The 22,283-nt window shown below is 63.6% G+C and carries 20 protein-coding genes and 1 tRNA gene; 14 read left to right on the forward strand and 7 right to left on the reverse strand.

Going from position 1 to position 22,283, the window contains the following annotated elements:
* Positions 1-90: 90 nt before the first annotated feature.
* Together serB and Bravens_RS05975 are read right to left on the reverse strand one after the other, a co-directional pair.
* Positions 91-882, reverse strand: a complete 792-nt coding sequence (serB, locus tag Bravens_RS05970; RefSeq protein WP_062021318.1) for a phosphoserine phosphatase SerB — start codon at positions 880-882, stop codon at positions 91-93.
* A 28-nt stretch (positions 883-910) separates the two neighbouring features.
* Positions 911-1,666, reverse strand: a complete 756-nt coding sequence (locus Bravens_RS05975) for a hypothetical protein (RefSeq protein ID WP_157452712.1) — start codon at positions 1,664-1,666, stop codon at positions 911-913.
* Between the two features lie 39 nt (positions 1,667-1,705).
* On the opposite strand from Bravens_RS05975, the gene Bravens_RS05980 reads away from it, so the two are divergent.
* From Bravens_RS05980 to Bravens_RS06000, 5 genes are all read left to right on the forward strand, one after another.
* A complete protein-coding gene (locus tag Bravens_RS05980; RefSeq protein WP_019175040.1) occupies positions 1,706-2,494 on the forward strand; it encodes an ABC transporter ATP-binding protein in 789 nt (262 codons plus the stop codon).
* On the forward strand, positions 2,494-3,297 hold the full coding sequence (locus Bravens_RS05985; RefSeq protein WP_062021324.1) for a sulfite exporter TauE/SafE family protein: 804 nt from the start codon (positions 2,494-2,496) through the stop codon (positions 3,295-3,297). Before Bravens_RS05980 ends, Bravens_RS05985 begins: the two co-directional genes overlap by 1 nt.
* On the forward strand, positions 3,294-4,181 hold the full coding sequence (locus Bravens_RS05990) for a TrmH family RNA methyltransferase (RefSeq protein ID WP_062021327.1): 888 nt from the start codon (positions 3,294-3,296) through the stop codon (positions 4,179-4,181). The genes Bravens_RS05985 and Bravens_RS05990 overlap by 4 nt, the downstream gene beginning before the upstream one ends.
* Positions 4,174-4,938 (forward strand): phosphatase, encoded by a 765-nt coding sequence (locus Bravens_RS05995; protein WP_062021329.1) that lies wholly within the window; start codon positions 4,174-4,176, stop codon positions 4,936-4,938. Before Bravens_RS05990 ends, Bravens_RS05995 begins: the two co-directional genes overlap by 8 nt.
* A gap of 175 nt (positions 4,939-5,113) precedes the next feature.
* Positions 5,114-5,371 carry a type B 50S ribosomal protein L31 gene (locus Bravens_RS06000; RefSeq protein ID WP_019175036.1) on the forward strand — a complete coding sequence of 86 codons (258 nt, stop codon included), beginning with the start codon at positions 5,114-5,116 and terminating at the stop codon, positions 5,369-5,371.
* 130 nt (positions 5,372-5,501) lie between these two features.
* Here the strand turns inward: Bravens_RS06000 and thiD are convergent, their stop codons facing one another.
* Both thiD and Bravens_RS06010 read right to left on the reverse strand, forming a co-directional pair.
* Complete coding sequence (gene thiD, locus Bravens_RS06005) at positions 5,502-6,332, reverse strand: bifunctional hydroxymethylpyrimidine kinase/phosphomethylpyrimidine kinase (RefSeq protein WP_062021332.1); 831 nt, start codon at positions 6,330-6,332, stop codon at positions 5,502-5,504.
* 20 nt (positions 6,333-6,352) lie between these two features.
* Positions 6,353-6,820 (reverse strand): tRNA (cytidine(34)-2'-O)-methyltransferase, encoded by a 468-nt coding sequence (locus tag Bravens_RS06010; RefSeq protein WP_061942883.1) that lies wholly within the window; start codon positions 6,818-6,820, stop codon positions 6,353-6,355.
* A gap of 63 nt (positions 6,821-6,883) precedes the next feature.
* On the opposite strand from Bravens_RS06010, the gene Bravens_RS06015 reads away from it, so the two are divergent.
* The 5 genes from Bravens_RS06015 (at position 6,884) to metX (ending at position 15,039) form a co-directional block, all read left to right on the forward strand.
* The gene (locus Bravens_RS06015) at positions 6,884-7,540 is read left to right on the forward strand and encodes a hypothetical protein (RefSeq protein WP_062021335.1); all 657 of its coding nucleotides are present in this window, start codon (positions 6,884-6,886) and stop codon (positions 7,538-7,540) included.
* A complete protein-coding gene (locus Bravens_RS06020; protein WP_082791054.1) occupies positions 7,533-9,173 on the forward strand; it encodes a Y-family DNA polymerase in 1,641 nt (546 codons plus the stop codon). Before Bravens_RS06015 ends, Bravens_RS06020 begins: the two co-directional genes overlap by 8 nt.
* Positions 9,170-12,442, forward strand: a complete 3,273-nt coding sequence (locus Bravens_RS06025; RefSeq protein WP_082791055.1) for an error-prone DNA polymerase — start codon at positions 9,170-9,172, stop codon at positions 12,440-12,442. The genes Bravens_RS06020 and Bravens_RS06025 overlap by 4 nt, the downstream gene beginning before the upstream one ends.
* Positions 12,443-12,642: 200 nt before the next feature.
* Entirely contained in the window at positions 12,643-13,953 is a 1,311-nt protein-coding gene (locus Bravens_RS06030) for a bifunctional o-acetylhomoserine/o-acetylserine sulfhydrylase (protein WP_062021338.1), read from the forward strand.
* A gap of 6 nt (positions 13,954-13,959) precedes the next feature.
* The gene (gene metX, locus Bravens_RS06035; protein ID WP_062021341.1) at positions 13,960-15,039 is read left to right on the forward strand and encodes a homoserine O-acetyltransferase MetX; all 1,080 of its coding nucleotides are present in this window, start codon (positions 13,960-13,962) and stop codon (positions 15,037-15,039) included.
* A 50-nt stretch (positions 15,040-15,089) separates the two neighbouring features.
* Here metX and Bravens_RS06040 read toward each other — a convergent pair whose 3' ends face one another.
* The 3 genes from Bravens_RS06040 to Bravens_RS06050 form a co-directional block, all read right to left on the reverse strand.
* Positions 15,090-15,737 carry a DUF8175 domain-containg protein gene (locus Bravens_RS06040; RefSeq protein ID WP_062021345.1) on the reverse strand — a complete coding sequence of 216 codons (648 nt, stop codon included), beginning with the start codon at positions 15,735-15,737 and terminating at the stop codon, positions 15,090-15,092.
* A gap of 92 nt (positions 15,738-15,829) precedes the next feature.
* Positions 15,830-17,905 carry an acyl-CoA dehydrogenase family protein gene (locus Bravens_RS06045; RefSeq protein WP_062021348.1) on the reverse strand — a complete coding sequence of 692 codons (2,076 nt, stop codon included), beginning with the start codon at positions 17,903-17,905 and terminating at the stop codon, positions 15,830-15,832.
* The gene (locus Bravens_RS06050; RefSeq protein WP_062021351.1) at positions 17,902-18,510 is read right to left on the reverse strand and encodes a TetR/AcrR family transcriptional regulator; all 609 of its coding nucleotides are present in this window, start codon (positions 18,508-18,510) and stop codon (positions 17,902-17,904) included. Before Bravens_RS06050 ends, Bravens_RS06045 begins: the two co-directional genes overlap by 4 nt.
* Positions 18,511-18,563: 53 nt before the next feature.
* On the opposite strand from Bravens_RS06050, the gene Bravens_RS06055 reads away from it, so the two are divergent.
* From Bravens_RS06055 to Bravens_RS06070, 4 genes are all read left to right on the forward strand, one after another.
* Positions 18,564-19,844 (forward strand): acetyl-CoA C-acetyltransferase, encoded by a 1,281-nt coding sequence (locus tag Bravens_RS06055; RefSeq protein WP_062021354.1) that lies wholly within the window; start codon positions 18,564-18,566, stop codon positions 19,842-19,844.
* A gap of 1 nt (position 19,845) precedes the next feature.
* Entirely contained in the window at positions 19,846-21,186 is a 1,341-nt protein-coding gene (locus tag Bravens_RS06060; RefSeq protein WP_062021358.1) for a 3-oxoacyl-ACP reductase, read from the forward strand.
* Entirely contained in the window at positions 21,186-22,022 is an 837-nt protein-coding gene (locus tag Bravens_RS06065) for a MaoC/PaaZ C-terminal domain-containing protein (protein ID WP_062021361.1), read from the forward strand. Before Bravens_RS06060 ends, Bravens_RS06065 begins: the two co-directional genes overlap by 1 nt.
* Before the next feature lie 76 nt (positions 22,023-22,098).
* Positions 22,099-22,186: transfer RNA gene (locus Bravens_RS06070), tRNA-Leu, on the forward strand.
* Positions 22,187-22,283: the final 97 nt, after the last annotated feature.

Here is a 22,283-nt window from a genome sequence, read left to right on the forward strand (position 1 = left end):
ATAGACAGATGAGGCGGTGAGCACTCCAAGCTAGGTGCTCACCGCCTCATCTGTGTTGGCCTCTGCTCAGCGGTGCGAAGGTCGAATCGGTTAGAGGCTCATGCCCGTAAGCCCGGGGTAGACCGCGTCAAGGCGCCGGGTGCGCAGCTGGGCATCCGCGTGCTCCACGAGTGCCGGCTTGGCACAGAAGGCGATTCCGAAGCCGGCGGTTTCAATCATGTCGATGTCGTTTGCGCCATCGCCGATCGCCACGGTGCGGGCAATGTCGAGCCCTTCGTCTTCAACGATTTCCAGAAGTCGGCGGGCTTTCGTCTGCCTGTCGACTATCGGCCCGCTGACCCTGCCGGTGAGAACACCGTCGACGATCTCCAAGCCGTTGGCGGTGACATCGTCAATGCCGAGGGGACCGGCGATCTGCTCGACGATCGCGGTGAAGCCACCAGAGACCAGCGCGATGTGGCATTCGGCATTGTGCAGGTTCGCAACGAGCTTTTCTACACCCGGGGTCAGGGTGACAGACGCGGCGACTTCGTCAAGGGCTGAGGCCGGCACGCCTTTCAGCTGTTCGACGCGGTGAATGAGAGATTCGGCGAAGTCGAGCTCACCGGCCATCGCGCGCTCCGTCACGGCTCGCACCTCGGCTTCGCGGCCGGCGTGGGCTGCGAGCTTTTCAATGACCTCTTCGTTGATGAAAGTCGAATCGACGTCCATCACGACAAGCTCCGGGCCCAGCAGGCCCAACGGCAGCGGGACGGCCCACAGATCGCCGCCGGGGTACTGCTCCAGCAGTTCGCGGGCAACGATATCGCGTTCGTCTTCGTCAAACAGATCCGAGTGTACGAAGAGACCGCCGTCGTCGGTGATGATGCTGAGTCGATCCATGCCGCGATTCTATGTGAGTGCATCCGGTCTACTGAGCTCGGGTAACAGACCACACGACGGCCGCTGCCGCAGCGTGCAGGCGGGCCAGCAGCGCTCCGAATTCCGGCGGCTGCATGGTGTGGGGAGCCAAAACCGGTGACAGCAGTGAATGGATTTCGCAGGCTGTGACGAGACTTGCCGCCCACCTCGGCTCCGGCAGAAGGTCCCCGATGTTGTCTGCCAGGCGGCCCAGCGCCATGTCCGCCTGCCAGTCTCGCCACGGCGCCTGCCGCAGGTTCTCCGGCAGTTCGTCTCCCAGCCGCTCAACAAGAGCCAGCCACTCCATCGTGCATTCGCGCAGCTCCCGCACCGCCTCGGCAGCCGAAACAGTGCCCAGAGGAGCAGAAGACACGGCAGCAGTGGGAATCACCTGGGCAGCTCCGTCGGCATTGAGCACGACGATGGCGCGCGAAACACCAGCCTGTTCAAGGACTGTGACGCTTGAGACCCGAGCCAACAGACGCCGGTGCTCCCGATCGGTCCGCGGCACCCGGTGGGGAAGCGTGGGGTGGATGAAAACGGTGTGTGCCGAGTCGATGCCCTCCCGTCGCAGCTGTGCGGCCCACAGAAGAAGCCCCTGAGGCGTGTCAGAGCCGAACACCGGGTCGTCGACGATGAGGGGAACCGGGGTGCTGGCCGAGGCGTAGGCATCGACAATCGTGTCCGGTGAACGGCGCTGGGAAAGCAGGCTCTGCAGCGCCGCGGCGAAGAACACAGCCGAAGCATCGGGAGAAAGGGGATTCATCCGCCCGAGTATAGGTGCCAGTGCGTTAGAGTCTGATACATGAGCACTGTCCTGCAGCTAGACAACGTCGGTGTCCGCCGAGGAGCCAACCACCTCCTCTCTGATTTCTCCCTCACGGTTGAAGAAGGTCAGCACTGGGCTGTTCTCGGCCCCAACGGCGCCGGAAAGACAACCCTTTTGGAGCTTGCGGCCGGACGCATGCATCCCACGGAAGGCACCGTCGACATCCTCGAGGAGCGCCTTGGACGCGTTGACGTCTTCGAGCTGCGCCCACGGATCGGCTACACGTCATCGCAGCTGGCAAAGCGCATTCCCGGCAGCGAAAAAGTTCACGATGTCGTGCTCACCGCCGCCTACGGCGTGCTGGGCCGCTGGGTCGAAGAGTACGACGAGATCGACCTCGACCGTGCTGATGACCTCCTGTCGGCCTTCGGCATTGCCGGCTTCGGCACCCGCCGCTTCGGCACACTGTCAGACGGCGAAAAGAAGCGCGTGCAGATTGCCCGTTCGCTCATGACCGACCCCGAACTCCTGCTGCTGGACGAACCGGCAACCGGTCTTGACCTGGGTGGACGCGAAGAGCTCCTGCAGGCACTGACTGAGATCATCGGCTCGAAGTACGCGCCGACCACCGTCATGGTGACCCACCACGTTGAAGAGATCCCGCAGTCGATGACGCACGCTCTGCTCATCCGCGAAGGCGGTGTCGTTGCAGCCGGCGACATCAAGGACACCATCACAGAAGCCAACCTGTCGGAGACATTCGGCCTGCCCATCCAGCTCACCGTCACCGAAGGGCGCTTCCACGCGCAGGCACGCCTGAGCTGATGGGTTCATTCACCCTCGTCGAGGCCCTGCTCATCTTCTCGGCGGGCCTCGGCGCCGGAGCAATCAACGCTGCTGTCGGCTCCGGCACGCTCATCACATTCCCGGCTCTCGTCGCCTTCGGCGTCCCACCGCAGACAGCGACTATGAGCAACGCACTGGGTCTTATCCCCGGCAATGTGGCCAGCTCCTTCGGCTACCGCAAGCAGATGGCCGGCTACGGCAAACAGGTGGCCGCTTGGCTGCCCGCGTCGATCCTCGGTTCAATCGTCGGCGCGCTGTTGCTGGTGGTTCTGCCGTCAACGACCTTTGAAGCTGTCGTTCCCGTGCTCATCGTGCTTGCGGTCATCATGGTGATCGGCCAGCCCTTCCTCAAGAGGGCGCTTGCCAAACGTGCCGCAAAAGCTGGCCGCACAGCTCCGGCCAAGCCGGAAGACGCCTCGAGCGCTATGAAGGCGGCAGTCCTTGCCGCGATCTTCTTCACCGCGATCTACGGCGGCTACTTCGCTGCCGCGCAGGGTGTTCTGCTCGTCGGTCTCCTGGGTGTGCTCACGGCGTACTCGCTGCAGCAGATCAACGGCTTCAAAAACGTTTTGGTGCTCGGTGTCAACACGGTTGCGGCGATCGTCTACATGATCGTCGGCTTTGACAAGATCAACTGGACGGCCGTGCTCTTGGTGGCAGCCGGTTCGCTCATCGGCGGATACGCGGGTGCGAAGTTCGCCCAGAAACTGCCAGACCCGCTGTTGCGCGGCATCATCGTCGTCCTCAGCATCATCGCTTTCTTCCGCATCATCCAACTGTGAACACGCCGGCCAAACGCGATATCGACGACGCGCAGATACAGCAGATCCTCCGTGCTCACGGAATCGACGAATCTCGCGTTGTTCGCTCCGCCCACGCGCCTGCGTCGCTGCTTGCGGACTATACGGATCTGACGGACGTTCAGCTGCGCAGCAAGCGGGAACCGGCCGAGGGCCTGTTCATTGCAGAGTCCTCCAAAATCGTCACGCGGGCTCTCGCGGCCGGTTACGCGGCACGTTCGTTTCTTCTGCGGCCCAACTGGCTGGAGGATCTCGCGCCGCAGCTGGCTGGATCAGACGCTCCGATCATCCTGGGGACGCCCGCAGAACTCGAGAGAATCGTCGGTTTCCACCTGCACAGGGGTGCCCTGGCCTCCATGGAACGGAAACCTCAGCCGGAGCTTAGGGAAATCCTTGGCCGGGCTGAGCGGATCGTGGTGCTGGAGGACATTGTCGACCACACCAATGTCGGTGCGATCTTCCGTTCCGCGGCGGCTCTGGGTGCCGATGCGGTTCTCATCAGCCCACGATGCGCCGACCCCCTGTACCGTCGGTCGATCCGGGTGTCGATGGGCACCGTGTTCTCGGTGCCGTGGGCGCGGATCGACCCCTGGCCGGCAGGTATCGACCTGCTGCGCGAACACGGCTTCACGACCGCGGCTCTCGCTCTGCGCGACGGAGCGAGCAGCGTTCGCGAGTTCGCCCGTGCCGGGCATGCCAAAACCGCGCTGATCATGGGCACGGAAGGCGCTGGGCTCAGCCGCCGGACGATCGAAGCCGCCGATGCCTGCGTCATCATTCCTATGTCTCACGGAATCGATTCGCTCAATGTAGCCGCGGCAGCAGCCGTGGCTGTCTTTGCACTCCAGGAGGATGCCGATGGCTGAAATCACGCGCGATGCCGCTGCCGAATCTCTGGTTGAAGGCGGGGTGACGGGAGAAGTCGCCACTCCGCGAGAGAACAACCTGTCGCACATCCACAGGTTCTTGGCGCAGGAGCGCAACTTCGACTTCGGTGTGCCGCTCATCCAAGACTGGGATTACGACTCCGTGTTTGACGTCATGGTCGCCCGCTGCGGTATCCGCCCGGAACGCGATTACACGGAGGGCGTTGACACGATCTCCACTGAACTGTGCCTTGATGGGCTGGATCGTCTGCGCGCTGCTGTATCCGAAGTCGCCGGACGCGGCGGGCGAATCCTGTTCGCCACGGGCCACCCTTCTGGTCTGCTGCCGGTTCACGAAGCCACGGCCGCCTGGGCTGAACAGTTGGGTGCTGACATTGTGTGCCTGAACCAGTTCATTCCGCTGCAGTCTGAAGGCGGTGACGTCCGCCAGATCGGCGCTGTGTGGCACTGGCACATTCACGGCGGTCTGCCGCACACCCACCTGGCAGAGCCCATGCACGCTCTGCTTGACGCACTGGAAGAAGCGGGCCAGCCCATGCCCGACCTCGTGGTTGCCGACCACGGCTGGGCGGGAGCAGCGGCCAGCAGGGGACTTCGCACCGTGGGCTATGCCGACTGCAACGACCCGGCGCTCTTCGTTGCCGAAGCTCAGGGACAGGTGGAAGTCTGTGTGCCGCTGGATGACAACATTCCTCCGTACAACTACGCGGGGCTCATTCGCTGGCTGACTCGGTGAGGCAATCCTGAAACACCATGGACCGCTGGCACGCCCGTCGCTTCGGTTCGCTTTGCAGGGGATGAGCCGGTATAGTTTCATAGGTTGACGCCTCAGCGTCGATCAATCCGAATTTGAGCAGCTGGCAGGCGACTCGGTCGCACCAGGGGCTCTGACGAATTCAAAGGAAAGACTTATGCAGAAGGACATTCACCCCGAATACCAGGCGGTTGTCTTCAACGACCTCGCTTCGGGCAAGAAGCTCCTGACCCGTTCGACGGTCAAGAGCGACAAGACCATCGAGTGGGAAGACGGCAACACCTACCCGCTCGTCGACGTTGAAATCTCGTCGGAATCGCACCCGTTCTACACCGGCAAGCAGCGCATTCTCGACTCCGCTGGCCGTGTCGAAAAGTTCAAGGACCGCTACAAGTCCTTCGGCAAGCGCAAGTAAGCAGCGCCGAAAAAGCCGCCGGATCCCTGCGTGGGACCGGCGGCTTTCTGCTTTCCGGACGCGAACCCTGGAATGCGCGCTTGCCGAACACCGCCTGCGAGGTGGATCTCACCTGATGGGCGGGACTGCTTCAGCTGACGGTGACGGCGACATCCGGGTGCGGCCAGACGCGGGCTGCCGGATGGAACATCGAGTTGACGCCCATAGCATTGGGCATGGAGCGGGCAATCCCGTGGGCAACCTTCACCTTGGCGCTGACGACCGCGTCGAGTGGTTTGTGCCCCAGCGCGAGGCCCGCAGCGATGGAGGACGCAAAGGAGCATCCGGCGCCGTTGACGAGTTCGTCATTGACCTTACGCGAGCGCAGCACGTGGACTTCCGAACCGTCGTAGAAGACATCGACGGCGTCGGATCCGGGGAAGCGGGCGCCGCCCTTGACGACGACGCTTGCAGCGCCGAGTGCGTGCAGCTGTTTGGCGGCGGCGGTCATGTCCTCAACAGAGTCAAGGGAGTCGGCCCCAACCAGCTTTGCCGCTTCGTCCAGATTGGGCGTCATGACCGAGGCGGCGGGCACGTAGGTCTCCAACATCATCTGGGACAGATCGATCACACCCTTGCCGGTGCCCTTGTAGGTCAGCACGGGATCGAAGACGTACGGGGCGTCAATGTCGCGCAGGCGCTCGGCAAGCATGGGTGCCGTGTCAACACTTCCGAGCATGCCTGATTTGACGGCGTGGAAACGGTGGATGCCGAGCGTGGAATCGAACTGTCGGATCACGCTTTCGGGCGTGGTGAAGTCAATAGTGTGATCAAAGCCCTCCGCCGGATCGAAGGTGACGATGCAGGTGAGGACAGATGCGCCGAAGACCCCGTATTCGTTGAACATCTTGAGGTCCGCGGCAATGCCGGCGCCACCGGAAACATCGGATCCGGCAACTGTCAGCGCGCGTCGATGCGTCATAGTCTGTCTCCTTCTGACGTTCAGCTGCCGCCGGGGTAGCCCAGCTGGCGCCAGGCTTCGTAGGCGGCGATGGATGCGGAGTTGGCGAGGTTGAGGGAGCGGCGACTGGGCAGCATGGGGATGCGCACGCGCTCGTCAATCCGCGGGTCGTCGGCAACGCTCTGCGGCAGGCCCGTGGATTCGCGACCGAAGAGCAGGACGTCGTCTTCGCGGTACTCAAGGCTGCCGAAGTGCTTGTCGGTGTGGGTTGTGAACGCAATGATGCGCCGGCCGGCCAGCTGTTCGAAGGCGTCGTCGATATTCGGGTGAACCGTAACGTGCGCGAGGTCGTGATAGTCCAGTCCTGCGCGGCGCAGCTTTGCGTCAGACAAATCGAAGCCCAGCGGTTCCACCAGGTGAAGATGAGCTCCCGTCACAGCGGCCAGACGGATGGCGTTGCCCGTATTGCCGGGGATTTCGGGAGTGTGGAAGACGATGCTGAGCTTCATAGGGCCACCAGTCTATTCGAAAATCCATTTGCGCTATTAGAACACACGTTCGATACTGGAGGTATGTCCGTTCACGCCGTGCCCGCTGCACTCGCGCAGCTTCGTCGTCTGCCGGGCGTGAGCACTGCTCGCGACCTGGCGGACGCTAAGCTCACGTTCCCCGTGGTCTCTGCTCTGCGCTCAGTGTTTCCTACTGGGCTTCCGCGCGGCGAGGTGACTGAGATCGTCGGTCCGCAGGCTCTGTCGCTGGCACTGGCCGCCGTGGCTCGTCTGAGCGCGGAGGACCACTGGGCGGCCGCCGTGGGGGTGGGGGAGCCCGCTGTGCAGGCGATTGCCGACTACGGGGTTTCGCTCAGCCGCTTCGCCAGCGTTGAGGTCGACGCTCGCGACTGGCTGCGGGCAGTGTCGATTCTCGTGGAGTCCTTTTCCGCGATCATCGTCCGTCCGGGCTTTTCTCTCACACCCACCGAACAGGCGCGCCTGCGAGCGAAAGTGCGTGAACGCAGCATGAGCCTCCTGGTGGTGGGCAGCAGCCGACAGCCGAAGGGAACCGCGGACCGCACGGTGTCTGTCTCTGCTCCGCGGTGGGCGGGCCTGGCCCAGGGCGCGGGAACGCTGAGCGAATGCGCCGTCACGGTCGACCACGGTCGCGAACGCGTCCACCTGCTGCTGCCCGGAGCATCCGGCCGCGCTGAGGAAAGGGGCATCCGCCTTGTCTGATGCTCACCGCAGCGGCACCGCGGGCTCAGCGGTCCAGAAGCAGCCGGCTGAGCCCGGCGGAACACTGCGCACACTCGTGCTTCACGTACCGGACTTCACCGCCGTCGCCCATGCCGAAGCCGCCGGTGTTTCGCCGAGCACCCCAGCGGTTGTTCTGCACGCCGGGCGGGTCATCAGCGCAGACGCACAGGCCAGGGCCGCGGGTATTGCCGTGGGGCTGAACCGACGAGCAGTCGGCCACCGCTGCCCGCAGGCTGCCGTACTCAACTACAGCGAAGACACCGAACAGCGGCTTTTTGCCCGCAGCGTGGGAATCCTCGAAGACCGCATGGCTCGCTTCACCCTGCTTCGACCAGGCACCATCGGCGTTCCCGTCAGCTCTTTCGCCCGCACCCACACGGAAGACACCGCTGCAGAAGAGCTGCTGACGGCGCTGACCGACGCCACCGGCTGGGAAGTGCTGGCAGGCATTGCCGATTCACCGTTTGCAGCAGTTCTTGCAGCACATCGCTCACACCGCGTTGAACCAGGGCAAACAGCAGAGTTCCTCGCACCGCTGCCGGTCAGCACACTGGCAGAAGCCCACCCGGAGCGCTACGCGGACTTCACACAGCAGCTGGGCCGTCTGGGACTTGGAACTCTGGGCGATCTCGCAGCACTGTCAGCTGACAGCGTCTACACGCGCTTCGGCTCTGTCGGTCAGACAGCCAGGCTGTTGGCGGCGGGACTGACCGAATCTCTTCCAGCCACGCACCTTCGGACAGCCGATGTGACCGTCTCCTGTCCCATTGAACCGCCCACGGGCCGAACCGACGCACTGTCCTTCTACGCGCGCAGTGCTGCCGCAGACCTCTTCCGTCGTGTTCGCAGCACCGGGCTGGTGTGCACGCAGGTGACAGTCGTCCTCCATGCTTCCGGCGCAGAGGCCGAACAGCGCACGTGGCGACTGCCGGACATGGACGAATCGCACATCGCCGACCGTGTCCGCTGGCAGGCTGACGGCTGGCTGGCCACACGAGGCGGGAGCGCAGAACCGCAGGCCTCGACGGCTGCCAGCCCACCTGATACGGGTGACGGAACAGATGACGGCATCAGCCTCATCGAACTCACAGCGGCTGAACTCGTCCGACCGCTGGAAAACACCGCGGACCTCTTCAGCACGCGTTCAGGGGACGTCAGCCGCACACTCGAGCGTCTACAGGGCCTCTTCGGCCCCGACGCTGTACGCGTACCGCACGTGCAAGGCGGCCGTGAGCCCAGCGAAACGAACCTGTGGACCCCGTGGCAGCAGACACCTCGGCCGCTCAGGGACAGCCGGGCACCCTGGCCCGGTGCTCTCCCGGCACCCCAGCCGACCCTCGTCGACACAGCTGACATCGACCTTCTTGACGCCCACGGCAGCACTGTCGTGGCCAGACCCTCGGGGCTGGACAGTCCACCGGACAGGATTGTGTGGCCGGGCGGGGAGCACAGTCGTGTCATCGCCTACTCATCGGCGTGGCCGGTCGAAGCCGAATGGTGGGACCCACCGGGACAGTACCGGGTGCGTCTGCAGGTGCTGACCGACGACGACCGCGCCCTGCTGCTGAAAAAGGAAAACGGCCAGTGGTCAATAGCCGGCAGGTACGAATGAGCGGCTTCAACCCCCGCACACCGTGGTCAGAACTCGAACGCCGCCTATCAGCCACAAAGCCCGACCCCGCGGCCAGCCGCCCCGTCGGCGCCGGCTGGCCCGCCGCCTCGTCAGCGGAGCCCGCTCAGGCCCAGGCCGCACCGGCAGTGCGCACGGCTCCACACTCCGTCCGCTATGCCGAACTGCACGCGCATTCGGTCTACAGCTTCCTCGACGGAGCATCGCAGCCAGACGAACTGATAGCTGAAGCATCCCGGGTGGGACTGAGCGCAATGGCGCTGACAGACCACAACAGTCTCGGCGGTGCCGTGCAGTTCGCTCAGGCCGCCCGCGAACACGATGTCCCCACGGTGTTCGGTGCGGAACTGTCGCTCGGACTGCAGGAAAAGATTCCCGGTCAGATCGACCCGGAGGCTCACCACCTGCAGGTGCTCGCCGTCGGAGTGGAGGGGTACCGTCAGCTCTCAGCGGCGATCACCCGAGCCAATATGCGCGGCGAAAAGAACCGGCCGGTGTTCGAACTCGAAGAACTCGCCGCTCTTGAGGCCGACTGGAAGATCCTCACCGGCTGCCGCAAAGGGCATTTGGGGCGGGCACTCAATGATCCCGACGGGGGAGCTGCGGCGCTGCGACGGCTTGTTGACCTGTTCGGCCGCGATCGGGTCGTCGTCGAGCTCACTCGCTTCGGACTGCCGGGCGACGATGCGCGCATAGCCCACCTGCAGGAGCTCGCCGCCCAGTTTCGTCTGCCCGCTGCGGCAACAAACGCAGTGCACTACGCCGACCGCACAAGATTCCACGATGCGCAGGTGCGGGCCTCCATCCGCTCGCGCCTGCCGCTGTCTGAACTGGCCGGGTGGCTGCCTCCAACAGCCTCGGCCAGGATTCACACACCCGCCGAAATGCTGGCGCGCTTCGGCCACGGCCCGGTCACGACTGCTGCAGCCATCGGCGAGGAATGCGCGTTCGAGCTGCGCGCAGCACGCGCCGGACTGCCCAGCCCACCCGTACCAGCTGGGAGAACAGACACCGAGCACCTGCGCGACCTGGTGATTCAAGGAGCCCGGCAACGATACGGCAATCCGGAACAGGCACCTCGGGCGTGGGAGCAGATCCACAGTGAACTCGACGTCATCGATTCCATGGGACTGGCCGGCTACTTCCTCATAGTCGAAGACATTGCGCGATTCTGCCGTGAGAACAACATCTTCTGCCAGGGGAGAGGGTCAGCGGCGAACTCGGCGGTGTGCTTTGTCCTCGGCGTAACCGCCGTCGACGCCGTCCAGTTCCAGCTGCTGTTCGACCGCTTCCTCAGCCCCGAGCGTGCGGGCTACCCGGACATCGACCTCGACATCGAATCCAGTCGCCGCGAAGAGGTCATCCAGTACACCTACCGCACATACGGGCGCGACCGTGCCGCACAGGTGGCCAACTACATCACCTACAGGCCCCGCTCAGCCATTCGCGATGCCGCACACGCCCTGGGCTACAGTCCCGGCCAGCAGGACGCCTTCACGAAGGGCGTCAGCCGCTGGCGAACCCTGCCTCCCGCAGACGAATCCCCGGCTCCGCCCCAAGTGCTCCAGCTTGCGGAGGGTCTGCTGGGCACACCGCGTCACCTGGGGATCCACTCCGGCGGCATGGTGCTTGCCGACCGCCCACTGGGCGAAGTCGTGCCCATCGAACAGGCTTCTATGCCCGGCCGCACCGTCCTGCAGTGGGACAAAGACGACTGCGCGGCAATGGACTTAGTGAAGTTCGATCTTCTGGGACTCGGCATGCTCGGTGCCCTGCACGAAATGGTCGACCTCGTTCAGCAGCACACGGGAACACGCATCGACAGGGCACAGATACCCCAGGAGGACGGGGTCTACGACATGCTGTGCCGGGCCGATGCCCTGGGCGTGTTCCAAGTGGAGTCACGCGCTCAGCTGGCCACACTCCCCAGACTCAAACCCCGCAACTTCTATGACCTCGCGGTACAGGTGGCGCTCATCCGCCCCGGCCCCATCCAGGGTGGATCCGTCCACCCGTATATTCGCCGCCGGCAGGGTCTGGAGGACGTTGACTACATTCACCCCAGCACGCGGCGGGCACTGGAAAAGACGCTCGGCGTTCCGCTGTTTCAGGAACAGCTCATGCAGCTGGCAATCGATGTTGCGGGTTTTTCGGGAACGGATGCCGATGAGCTGCGCCGCGCCATGGGTGCTTCCCGCAGTCAGCGGAAGATGCGCGAACTTCAGCAGCGCTTCCACACAGGGTGCAGACAGCGAGGGATTGACGAACAGACAGCGCAGGTCATCTTCGACAAGATCGCAGCGTTTGCCAACTACGGCTTTCCCGAATCCCACGCTCTGTCCTTTGCCGGCCTGGTCTATGAGTCCGCGTGGTTCAAATACCGCCACCACGCGGCCTTCACAGCTGGGCTTCTGCGCAGTCAGCCGATGGGCTTCTATTCGTCGCAGTCGCTCATTTCCGACGCCCGGCGCCACGGCATTGCCATCCGCCCGGTGCACATCAATCTTTCCGCTGCACGCACGGATCTCGAGGCGGATGCTGAGTCTTCCGGCGGGTTCGCCATCCGCTTGGGACTGGATGAGGTCAAAGGCGTTGCCGATGCTGCTTCTGCCCTAGAGCGGGAACGGCAGGTGGGGGAGTACACCTCGATCGTCGATGTCGCCGAACGCACCGGGGTGGGGGTGCGGGTCCTTGAGGCTCTTGCCACGGCCGGGGCTTTTGACTGTTTCGAGGTGGATCGCCGGCAGGCACTGTGGACGGCCGGTGCTTTGGGACGGGCGGGACCGCAGACGCTGCCGGGGACCGCACCGGCTGCACAGCCTCCCACGCTGCCGGCTATGGACGACTTCGATGTCACGCTCGCGCAGCTGTTCTCTACCGGAATCACGGTCGAGGGCTATCCGACGGAGCACCTGCGCGCGCAGCTTGCTGCTCGCGGCTGCTGGTCGACGGCGGACGTGCAGCGTGCCGCCCAGGGCCAGCGCGTGACCGTTGCCGGAATTGTGACGCACCGTCAGCGGCCGAGTACGTCCCAGGGCATCACCTTTATCAACCTGGAAGACGAATTCGGCATGCTCAACATCGTGTGCACCCGCGGGCTCATCCGCCGTTTTTCACCCCACGCGCTGACCCGCAGCGCAATTGCCGTCACGGGGCTCATCCAGCGTGCGGGAAGCGTCATCAGCCTCTACGCCCACAGCATCGTGCCGCTGGAAGTCGACGTCCCCATCCGCTCCCGCGACTTCCAGTAGAGCCGCAGCTTTGGGCAGAAACCGGTCCTTTTGGGTCGAGCAGGACAGGTTCATGACGCGAACAGACGACTCTATGACCGAATGTGACGAGCCGTGACGCAGACATGACGAGACCGCGGCCGCGGGCCAGAAGCCGAACCTAGCGTGAGCATCAGCATCCCAGACCACACCAGATCCGGGAAAAGACTTAGGAGATTCCCTTGACTGAACAGGCTTTTGAAACCCGTCAGATCCACGCCGGCCAGGTAGTGGACAGCGAAACCGGCGCACGTGCGCTGCCCATCTACCAGACCACCTCGTTCGTCTTCGACTCCACGAAGACCGCTGCAAACCGCTTTGCCCTTGCAGAGCTGGGCCCCATTTACACCCGCCTGACCAACCCGACGACCGAAGCGGTTGAAAACCGGATCGCGAGCCTCGAAGGCGGCGTCCACGCGGTTCTCGTGTCCTCGGGTCAGTCGGCAGAGTTCCTGTCGCTGATCAACATCGTCGAGGCCGGTGACCACATCGTGTCCAGCCCCAGCCTCTACGGCGGCACCTACAACCTGCTCAATGTGACCCTGCGCAAGCTCGGCATCGAAACGACCTTCGTTGACGACCCCAGCGACATCGACGCGTGGAAGCGTGCCGTGAAGCCCAACACCAAGGCCTTCTTCGGCGAAACAATCTCTAATCCTCGTTCGGACGTGCTCGACATCCGCGCCGTTTCCGATGTCGCACACGAAGCCGGTGTGCCGCTCATTGTCGACAACACCCTTGCCACCCCGTACCTGCTGCGCCCCATCGAGCACGGTGCTGACGTTGTCGTCCACTCGGCAACCAAGTTCCTCGGCGGACACGGCACCTCGATCGCCGGTGTCATCGTCGACTCCGGCAACTTCGACTACGGCAAGAACCCAGAGAAGTTCCCCGGCTTCAACGAACCGGACGACTCCTACAACGGTTTGGTGTTCGCCCGTGACCTCGGGGCTGACTCGCCATTCGGCGCGAACGTGTCCTATGGCCTGAAGATCCGCGTCCAACTGCTGCGCGACCTCGGCACTTCAGCGTCGCCGTTCAACGCGTTCCTCCTGCAGCAGGGTATTGAAACCCTGTCTTTGCGCATGGAGCGTCACGTAGAGAACGCCACGCGTGTCGCCCAGTGGCTCGAAGAGCGTGATGACGTCGAATCGGTGTCCTACGCGGGACTGGAGTCCTCGCCGTGGCACGAACTGGGCAAGAAATACCTGCCCAAGGGTGTCGGCGCGGTTCTTGGCTTCAACATCGGCGGCGGCTATGACGCAGCGGTGAAGTTCGTTGAGGCACTCGAACTGCACAGCCACGTGGCCAATATCGGCGATGTCCGCTCGCTGGTCATCCACCCGGCTTCGACTACCCACTCGCAGCTGAGTGAAGAAGAGCAGCTCGCAGCGGGCGTCAACCCCGCATTCGTTCGCCTGTCGGTGGGCATTGAGGGCATTGACGACATCATCGCCGACCTCGAGAAGGGCTTTGCCGCAGCCCGCGGCTGATCCACGATGACAGTCACCAGTGTGAACAGAGTTCTTGAGATCGACGGCTTCACCCTTGAATCCGGGGTTCTCGATCACATCAGCCTCGCATACGAAACATTCGGCACGCTCAACGCTGAAAAGTCGAATGCGGTGATTGTCGAACATGCTCTCACCGGTGACTCCCACGTGACGTCCGGCCGCACGGATTCCCGTGCGGCCGGCGCCGCGCCCGGGTGGTGGGAGGAACTCGTCGGCCCGGGGCGACCTATTGACACTGACCGCTTCTTCGTCATCTGCACCAACGCTCTCGGCGGATGCACCGGCACTACGGGTCCGCTGTCAACAGCACCTGACGGCCTGCCCTACGGCGGACGGTTCCCGCGGGTCAGCATCCGCGACATGGCGCGTTTGGAGCTTCTCCTGCTGGACCACTTGGGCATTGATCACCTGTACGCCGCGATCGGCGGTTCGATGGGCGGAGCACGTGCTCTGGAACTGGCGCTCGAAGCGCCGGAGCGGGTGCAGCGGCTGACGGTTCTTGCCGCGCCCGCCTATTCGGAGGCCGACCAGATCGCCTGGGCTCACGCGCAGGTCGCCGCCATCACTATGGATCCTGACTACGCAGGCGGTGACTACGCTGCGCTGGGCTCGGTGCCTGAAAGGGGTCTGGGCTTGGCCCGCCAGATTGCCCACCTGACCTACCGCAGCGACGCGGAGCTCAACTCGCGTTTCGGTCGGAATCTCCAGCACATGTCTGACGACCCCTATTACGCCGTGCAGTCCTATTTGGACTACCACGGGGACAAGCTCGTGGGTCGTTTTGATGCTCAGGCGTACATTCTTCTGACGGAAGCGCTGCGCGACCACGATGTGCGCCGCGGTCGTGCTGACACGCTCAATGAGGCCCTTGCGCGCTACACGGGTCCGGCATTGGTTCTGTCGCTGTCGACAGACCGGCTGTACCCGCCGAAGCAGGTGAAGCTCATCGCCGACAACCTGCCGGGGCAGGTTGAGTACGCCGAGATTCCCACGGACGTGGGCCACGACGGCTTCCTCACGGAAGCTCGCGCGGTCGGTGCGTACGTGTCGCAGTTCCTCAGCTGACGAGGCGGAGCAGCCTTTTCGGCTTCACCAGCGAGGGGTTGAGGGCCGGTTCACTTCCACATGACGAAGTCTGAGGCCTGAGGGTCCGGATCGTACTGCGGAGGCGCTGTCATATCGAGACGCCAGTCGCCGGCGTCGTCATCCCAGACGAGCCGGTAGGTGAATGCACCCTTGGTGGTGTCTTTCGTCGCGTAGAGAGTCACTTCCGCGCCAGCTTCTGTGTAGCTTTCAATCCGAAACCCCTCGGGCTGCATGAATATGCCGTTTTCGCCCTGCAGCTTTTCGGCTTCGAGCTGCTTCTTCGCTTCGGGTGAATCCGCTGCGGCCTCTATTTCCTTGCCGATGGAAAATGCGGCTGCGAGGTTGGCTGCTGCGTAGGCAGCACCTGTCGGGGAATGGGCGAAGCACCTTGGCATTGCGCCGTCGTGGTCGAGCGGTCCGAATTCGTCTGACGTAGGAAGCGTGAAAGGTGAATCGCCATACGACTCCCACGTGGTGTTCGGTGCAGCGCTGGGACTGGCCTGATCATCCGAAAGGCCCGAACAGTCGTTTCCCGTCGTCTCGGCCTGCAGCTTTCCCGTTGCCGTTATGGCAACAACGATGATCACGAGCACTGCGACAAGCCCGAGCGCACCAACACCCCACGCCCACGGTTTGATTCTGCGGGTCTGTCGGCTGCTGGTGTGCTCGGTGGCCATTGTTCTCCTCGATTCGCTTCCAAACCGGCCGTCAGTACGATGCATACGACATTAACGGCAGCGGTGGACGCTGTCAGACGCCTTGCCGCAGCTCAGCGCTCTGCTGATTTTTCTTTCAGCTGCGCTTCTCGCTGCTGTTTGCGACGATAGATGTCCTTTTCATCCTGCGGCATGTTTCCGCTGCGCTTGAGCTCGGCGTAGTAGTCCCGTGTTTCCTGCTGGCGCTGTTCTTCGGCACCGTCGGCAATCGGGCAGCGACGGTGTTCGGGGCCATAGCCGAACGCGGCAACAGCATCACCGGCGTTGGCGGCGAGTTTGCGCACCAGACGGTTGATGGTCGGCTCGATCTGGCGGGCACGGTTCATGGACAGACGTCCGTTGGCAATGTGCCATCCGGCGTGAGCGCTGATCAGCTCGAGGCCGTAGAGGTCGCGAATGCGGCGCAGGAACTTCGCTTCTGCCGGGTTGTCCTTCGGATCGACGGAGTGCATGAGGTCATTGAGTGCGCGCCACTTGTGCAGCTCAATGAATGCGCGTGCGGTTTCGATGAGGTCGTTCTGGTGGTCGTTGAAGAGTTCGGCGGCGTCGGTCGAGCTCATCTTGTTCGCCGGTCGGAGGTTCGCTGCCAGTTCAGTCAGCGTCACCTCTGCTCGGGATGCCAGAAGAGCTTCTTGCAGGCGGCCGGACCGGATGCGCTTTTCGTTCATTGCCGGGGTGAAGAGGTCCCCGATGGTCGAGCTGACATTGGCAATGCCGGAGCGGAAGAGAGTGCGCTCAGCGGCGTAGCTGCCGACGTAGCGGGCAATGCCGCCGACGTCGAGGTCGCGCATTTCGCTCGCGTAGTCCGTCAGGAGGCGCTTGCCGACCAGCTGCAGCAGGACCGTGTTGTCACCTTCGAAGGTGGCGTACACGTCGAGGTCGTGGCGCAGCCCCACGAGCCGGTTTTCGGCCATGAAGCCAGCACCACCGCAGGCTTCGCGTGCTTCCTGGATGATGTCGAGGGCTTCCCAGGTGGTTGTGGCCTTCAGTCCGGCGGCCAGCGTTTCGAGTTCCGCTCGGGCTTCTTCGGTGTCGTCCCGTCCGGAGAACACCGCGTCGAATTGGTCCAGAAGGCGCTCGTATGCGGCTTGGTTGGCCCAGATCTGTGCGAGCTTCGGCATGAGTCGGCGCTGATGACGGCGGTAGGAAAGCAGTGTGGATTCTTCCGCGGCGTCTGGTGATTGGAATTGGCGCCTGGCGCGTGCGTAGCGCACTGCGATGTCAGCGGCCAGTTTCGCCGCCGTGTTGGATGCTCCGACAAGGGAGACACGGCCCTGCACCAGGGTGCCGAGCATTGTGAAGAAGCGCCGGCCGGGGGATTCGATGGGCGAAGAGTACTCGCCGTCTTCTGAGACGCTTCCGTAGCGGTCCAGGAGGTTGGTGCGGGGGACGCGCACGTGGTCGAAGGCAAAGCGGCCGTTGTCGACACCGGGAAGTCCGCCCTTGTATCCGTCGTCTTCGATCGAGATGCCCGGCAAGGGGTTGCCGGATTCATCGCGTACGGGTACGAACAGTGCGTGTACGCCGTGATCAACCCCGGCGGTGATGAGGCGGGCGAACACGACTGCTGCCTGTGCGTGGCAGGCCGCGTTGCCGATGTATTCCTTGTAGGCCGCACGGAAGGGGGTGTTGATGACGAATTCCTGTGTTTCAGGGTCGTACTCGGCGGTTGTGGCGACCGCCGCGACGTCGGAGCCGTGGCCGATTTCCGTCATCGCGAAAGAGCCCAGAAGGCGGCCTTCTATTGCGTCGAGCAGCCAGGCATCGTGCTGTTCTTCATTGCCCAGGTGCTGAATGGCGCCGGCGAACAGTCCGATCTGCACGCCCGCTTTGATCTGTAGGGAAGGACTGACCGTGACGATCTCTTCGAACATTGTGATGTGCTGGTCGTGCTGGTTCTCGCCGCCGAGTCGCTCGGGCAGGGGAGTGCGCGCGATGCCCGTTTCAACCAGCTTCTGCAGGCTTTCGCGCGTTGCTTCGCGCTTTTCCTCCAGCGTCCAGCTGTCTTCGAGCAGAAGGCCGTCGCCTCCTGCGAATGCACGGCCGGCGGCGCGAGATTCTGCACGTGTCCCATCCAGCAGGGCTGAGAGGACTTCAACGTCGAGTGTCAGGCGGTCTTTGCTTCTCATGATTCTCCTGGAAGGGTGCGGGCTGATGCGTACAGCCAGTCGGTCAGCGTGGCGGCAAGATGATCGTGGGAGGGAAGGCTGTCAGCCGGCAGGTCAGCAGCGGGCTGTGCGGGGGCCTGGGCTAGCCAGTGCTGGGTGGCGGAGTGGATGAACCCGAGCGCGCCGTAGGACCATGCCAGTCCATCAGGTCCGGCCAAACGCAGCCGGGAGGCGATGAGCTCTGCAATGCCCTTCATAAAAGGGCTGTCAGGGCTTACCGCTATATCGCAGAAGCGGTAGACATTGGGGGATCCGGCTGCGAACTGGGCGAACGCAAAGACCATGTCGCGCAGTTCGCCTTGCGGGCTGCCCTGCCCGCCGGTGTCGAGGCTGCGCTCTATGCGGCCCAGAGCCCATTCGCCCATAGCGCGACGCAGGCCGGTGCGATCACCGAAGTAGCGGTAGAGAACAGTTTTTGACGTCCCGATCTGGGCGGCGATGTCGTCCATTGAAAGATCGCCGTGGGCATCGACCGCTTTGCGCGCCGATCGAAGCAGGTCAGCACGCCTGCGGGCGCGGTGAGCGTCCCATCGTGCTGCGCGGCCGTCGCGTCTCTGCGGTTCCATACCGCCACAGTATCAAGTACTGTTCGTATCAGATAACTCTTCAGGAGGTTCCCGTGTCACAGACTCCGGCCGCAATTCTCGGCGGCAACCGCATTCCTTTCGCCCGCGCCAACCGTGAGTACGCCGAAGCTTCCGTGCAGGACATGCTCACATCAGCCATCGACGGTCTCAGCGCCCGCTTCGGCCTTGCAGGACAGACCCTTGGGGCTGTTGCCGGTGGAGCCGTTCTTCGCCACTCACGTGATCTCAACATCACACGCGAGGCGGTGCTCGGCTCAGCTCTCGCACCTCAGACTCCCGCTTTTGACCTGGGGCAGGCCTGCGCCACGGGCCTCGAATCCGTCGTCTCGATCGCCCAGAAGATCAAGGTGGGCCAGATCGAAGCCGGCATCGCATCAGGAGTTGACTCCGCCTCGGACGCTCCGATCGCAGTCAGCGAGGGCCTGCGCAGGGCACTGCTCGAGGCTTCCCGGGCACGCACCCTGCCCGCCCGCCTCAAAGCGCTGGCGAGCATTCGCCCTGCCGACCTCGCCCCCGCGCCACCGAGCAACACCGAACCGCGCACCGGACTGTCGATGGGTGAACACCAGGCCCGCACAACCGCCGCGTGGGGCATCAGCCGCGAAGACCAGGACATCCTCGCAGCCGCCTCGCACCAGAACCTCGCCGCGGCATGGGAACGCGGTTTCTTCGACGACCTCGTCACCCCGTACTTGGGGCTCACCCGCGATGGCAACCTGCGCCCAGACTCGACCCCGGAAGCGCTGGCAAAACTCGGCACGGTCTTCGGGCACAGCCTCGACACTCCGGCAACCATGACCGCCGGCAACTCGACACCGCTGACCGACGGCGCATCGACGGTTCTTCTGGCAAGCCCGGACTGGGCTCAGGCACACGGCTTCGAGCCGCTTGCCTACCTCAAGGACGCCGAGGTCGCGGCAGTCGACTTCGTCACCGGCAACGAGGGCATGCTCATGGCACCCGCCTACGCAGTTCCGCGCCTGCTGGACCGCAACGGGCTGACCTTCGCTGATTTCGACTTCTTTGAGATCCACGAGGCGTTCGCGTCGACCGTTCTGTGTCACCTGGCCGCGTGGGAATCTGAAGAGTTCTGCCGCGAACGCCTGGGTTTGGAATCGCCACTCGGTGTGATTGAGCGCAGCAAGATCAACCCGAACGGATCGTCGCTGGCCGCCGGACATCCGTTCGCGGCAACCGGTGGACGGATCGTCGCTTCGGCGGCCAAACACCTGAAGGAAATCGGCGGTAAGCGCGCACTCATCTCCATCTGCGCGGCCGGCGGTCAGGGACTCGCAGCAATCGTGGAGGCATGACATGGCTGATAAGTACATCGAAATCGCAAATGGCCCGCTGGCCGGGATCGTCAAGAAGCTCGGCCTGCCATCGCCCGTGAAGCTGCGTCGCTTCGATTCTGGCGCGGCCTATCTGAAAGAACCGATTCTTCTGGTGGGCGCCGGCCGTGCAGCAGACACGCTGGCACAGCTGCTGGAAGACAACGGCTTCCTCGTGCATCGAAGCTTTGATCCGGCCTACCGCTACGGCGGAATCGTCGCCGACTACACGCAGATCGAAACACCAGCAGACCTCGCAGAGATCACGCTGGAAATTGGCTCTGCTCTGAAGCGGCTGGCCGCATGCGCCCGGATCATCACGATTGCGCACGCCCCTGACACCAGCGCATCTGCAGAGCTCAACTCTGCACGCCAGGCCGTCGAGGGCATCACGCGTTCGCTGGCACACGAAATGCTGCGCGGTTCAACGACAAACGGCATTCAGCTGGAAGGCGTGGGCCTCGATGCCCCGAGCGTCCGGGGCGCCCTGTGGTTCCTCCTGTCGTCGAAGTCGGCCTATGTGTCCGGTCAGTTCCTGCGCGTGAACTCGACAGCCGGTACGTCGATTGACGCCGAACAGTTCGCTGCCACCGGGCAGGCCGGCCCCCTGGCAGGGAAGACGGCTGTCGTTACGGGTGCCGCCCGGGGCATTGGCGCAGCGATTGCGAAGACCCTCGCCCGCGACGGTGCCGACGTCGTCGGCGTTGACGTCCCGCCGGCCGGCGATGCTCTCGCAAAAACCATGAACTCGATCGGCGGGCGCGCCTGCGCACTCGATGTCACTGCTGAAGACGCCGGTGTGCGCCTTGCTGAGGCTGTTGGCGCTCCCGTGGACATCCTCGTGCACAACGCCGGCATCACCCGCGACAAGCTGCTGGCGAATATGAATCAGCAGCAGTGGGATTCGGTTCTTGCGGTCAACCTTGAATCCCAATTGCGGATCAACTCCCAGCTGGCCGATGCGTGGGGGAGCGAACCACACGTGGTGAGCCTCGCCTCGACATCGGGAATTGCCGGCAACCGCGGTCAGACGAACTACTCTGCGTCCAAGGCTGGTGTCATCGGCATTGCCGCGGCGTGCGCGGAAGACTTCGCCGCTCGCGGCGGAAGCATCAACGCGGTGGCGCCGGGCTTTATTGAAACCGATATGACCGCGGCGATGCCGTTTCTCACCCGCCAGGTGGCCAGGCGCCTGTCCAGCCTGCAGCAGGGCGGCCTTCCCGTCGATGTCGCTGAGGCCATTGCATTCCTTGCAAGCCCAGCTGCCGGCGGCATCAACGGGCAGACGCTGCGCGTTTGCGGACAGAACATGGTCGGTGCGTGATGAGCGCTTCAACCTACGCGAAGGCCGCTCTGACTGCATTGCGTCGAGGGCCGCAGAAAGCAGCCGCACCCGCGCGAACAGTGACCGAGGAACATCGCATCGACCCTGCCGCGTGGGCTCGTTTCCAGCGCGTCACGTCCGGGCCCGTTGGCAACAGCGTCAGCCCCGCCTATCTGCACACGCTTGGGTTCCTGCCCTCACTTGAGCTCATGGCTGACAGCCAGTTTCCTCTGCCGGTGCTCGGCATGGTCCACGTCTATAACCGCTTTGAGCTTCTCGCACCCGTGTGGGTGGGTGACGAACTGACCGTGGAGACATCCGTTTCCGCTCCCCGCCGGCACCCCAAGGGTGCCGTTGTGGACATCAGGGTCACGGGCCGCCGAGGTGGAGCCCCGGTTTTCGAAGAAACCTCGGTTTATCTGGCTAAGGGTGCGGAACTGATCGATGCTGATGAAGGCGAAGCGATTCCGCGGATTGAATGGCAGGCGGACAGCCTGCCGACAGCTCAGTGGAAGCTCGATCCTGCTATCGGCCGCAGCTATGCCGCGGTGTCAGGGGACCGCAACCCGATTCATCTCAGCGGTGTTGCCGCAAAGGCCTTCGGCTTCCCGCGGCGCATTGCCCACGGAATGTACACGGCCGCGCGTGCGCTCAATGCGACTGATGTCGCAAGTGAAACATATGTGTGGGAGATTCAGTTCGCCAAGCCTCTTCTGCTGCCAAGCACGGTTGATTTCAGCCTGCAGCGGGCTGGAGAAAGCGTTACAACGGCTGTCACCCGCAAGTCCGATGGGGCGCCTCACGTGATCTCCAAAATCACCCCGTTGGGCGCGTGAATACACGGCGCAACCGGTGACGCACAGTCGATTTTGCAATCGTCTTACCAGGGTGTAGAGTGTCAGCTGTTGCCCAGCGCGGGTGGCGGAATTGGTAGACGCGCTAGCTTGAGGTGCTAGTGGCCATTTATACGGTCGTGGGGGTTCAAGTCCCCCTCCGCGCACAGCGAAACAAGGCCCGGAACTTAAGGTTCCGGGCCTTGTGCTTTACACGGCTGAATTGCATGAGCCCTCTTGTGCCCCGCGGTACGCTTAGAAATC

The organism is Brevibacterium ravenspurgense (assembly GCF_001584615.1).
GTDB classification, from domain to species: domain Bacteria; phylum Actinomycetota; class Actinomycetes; order Actinomycetales; family Brevibacteriaceae; genus Brevibacterium; species Brevibacterium ravenspurgense.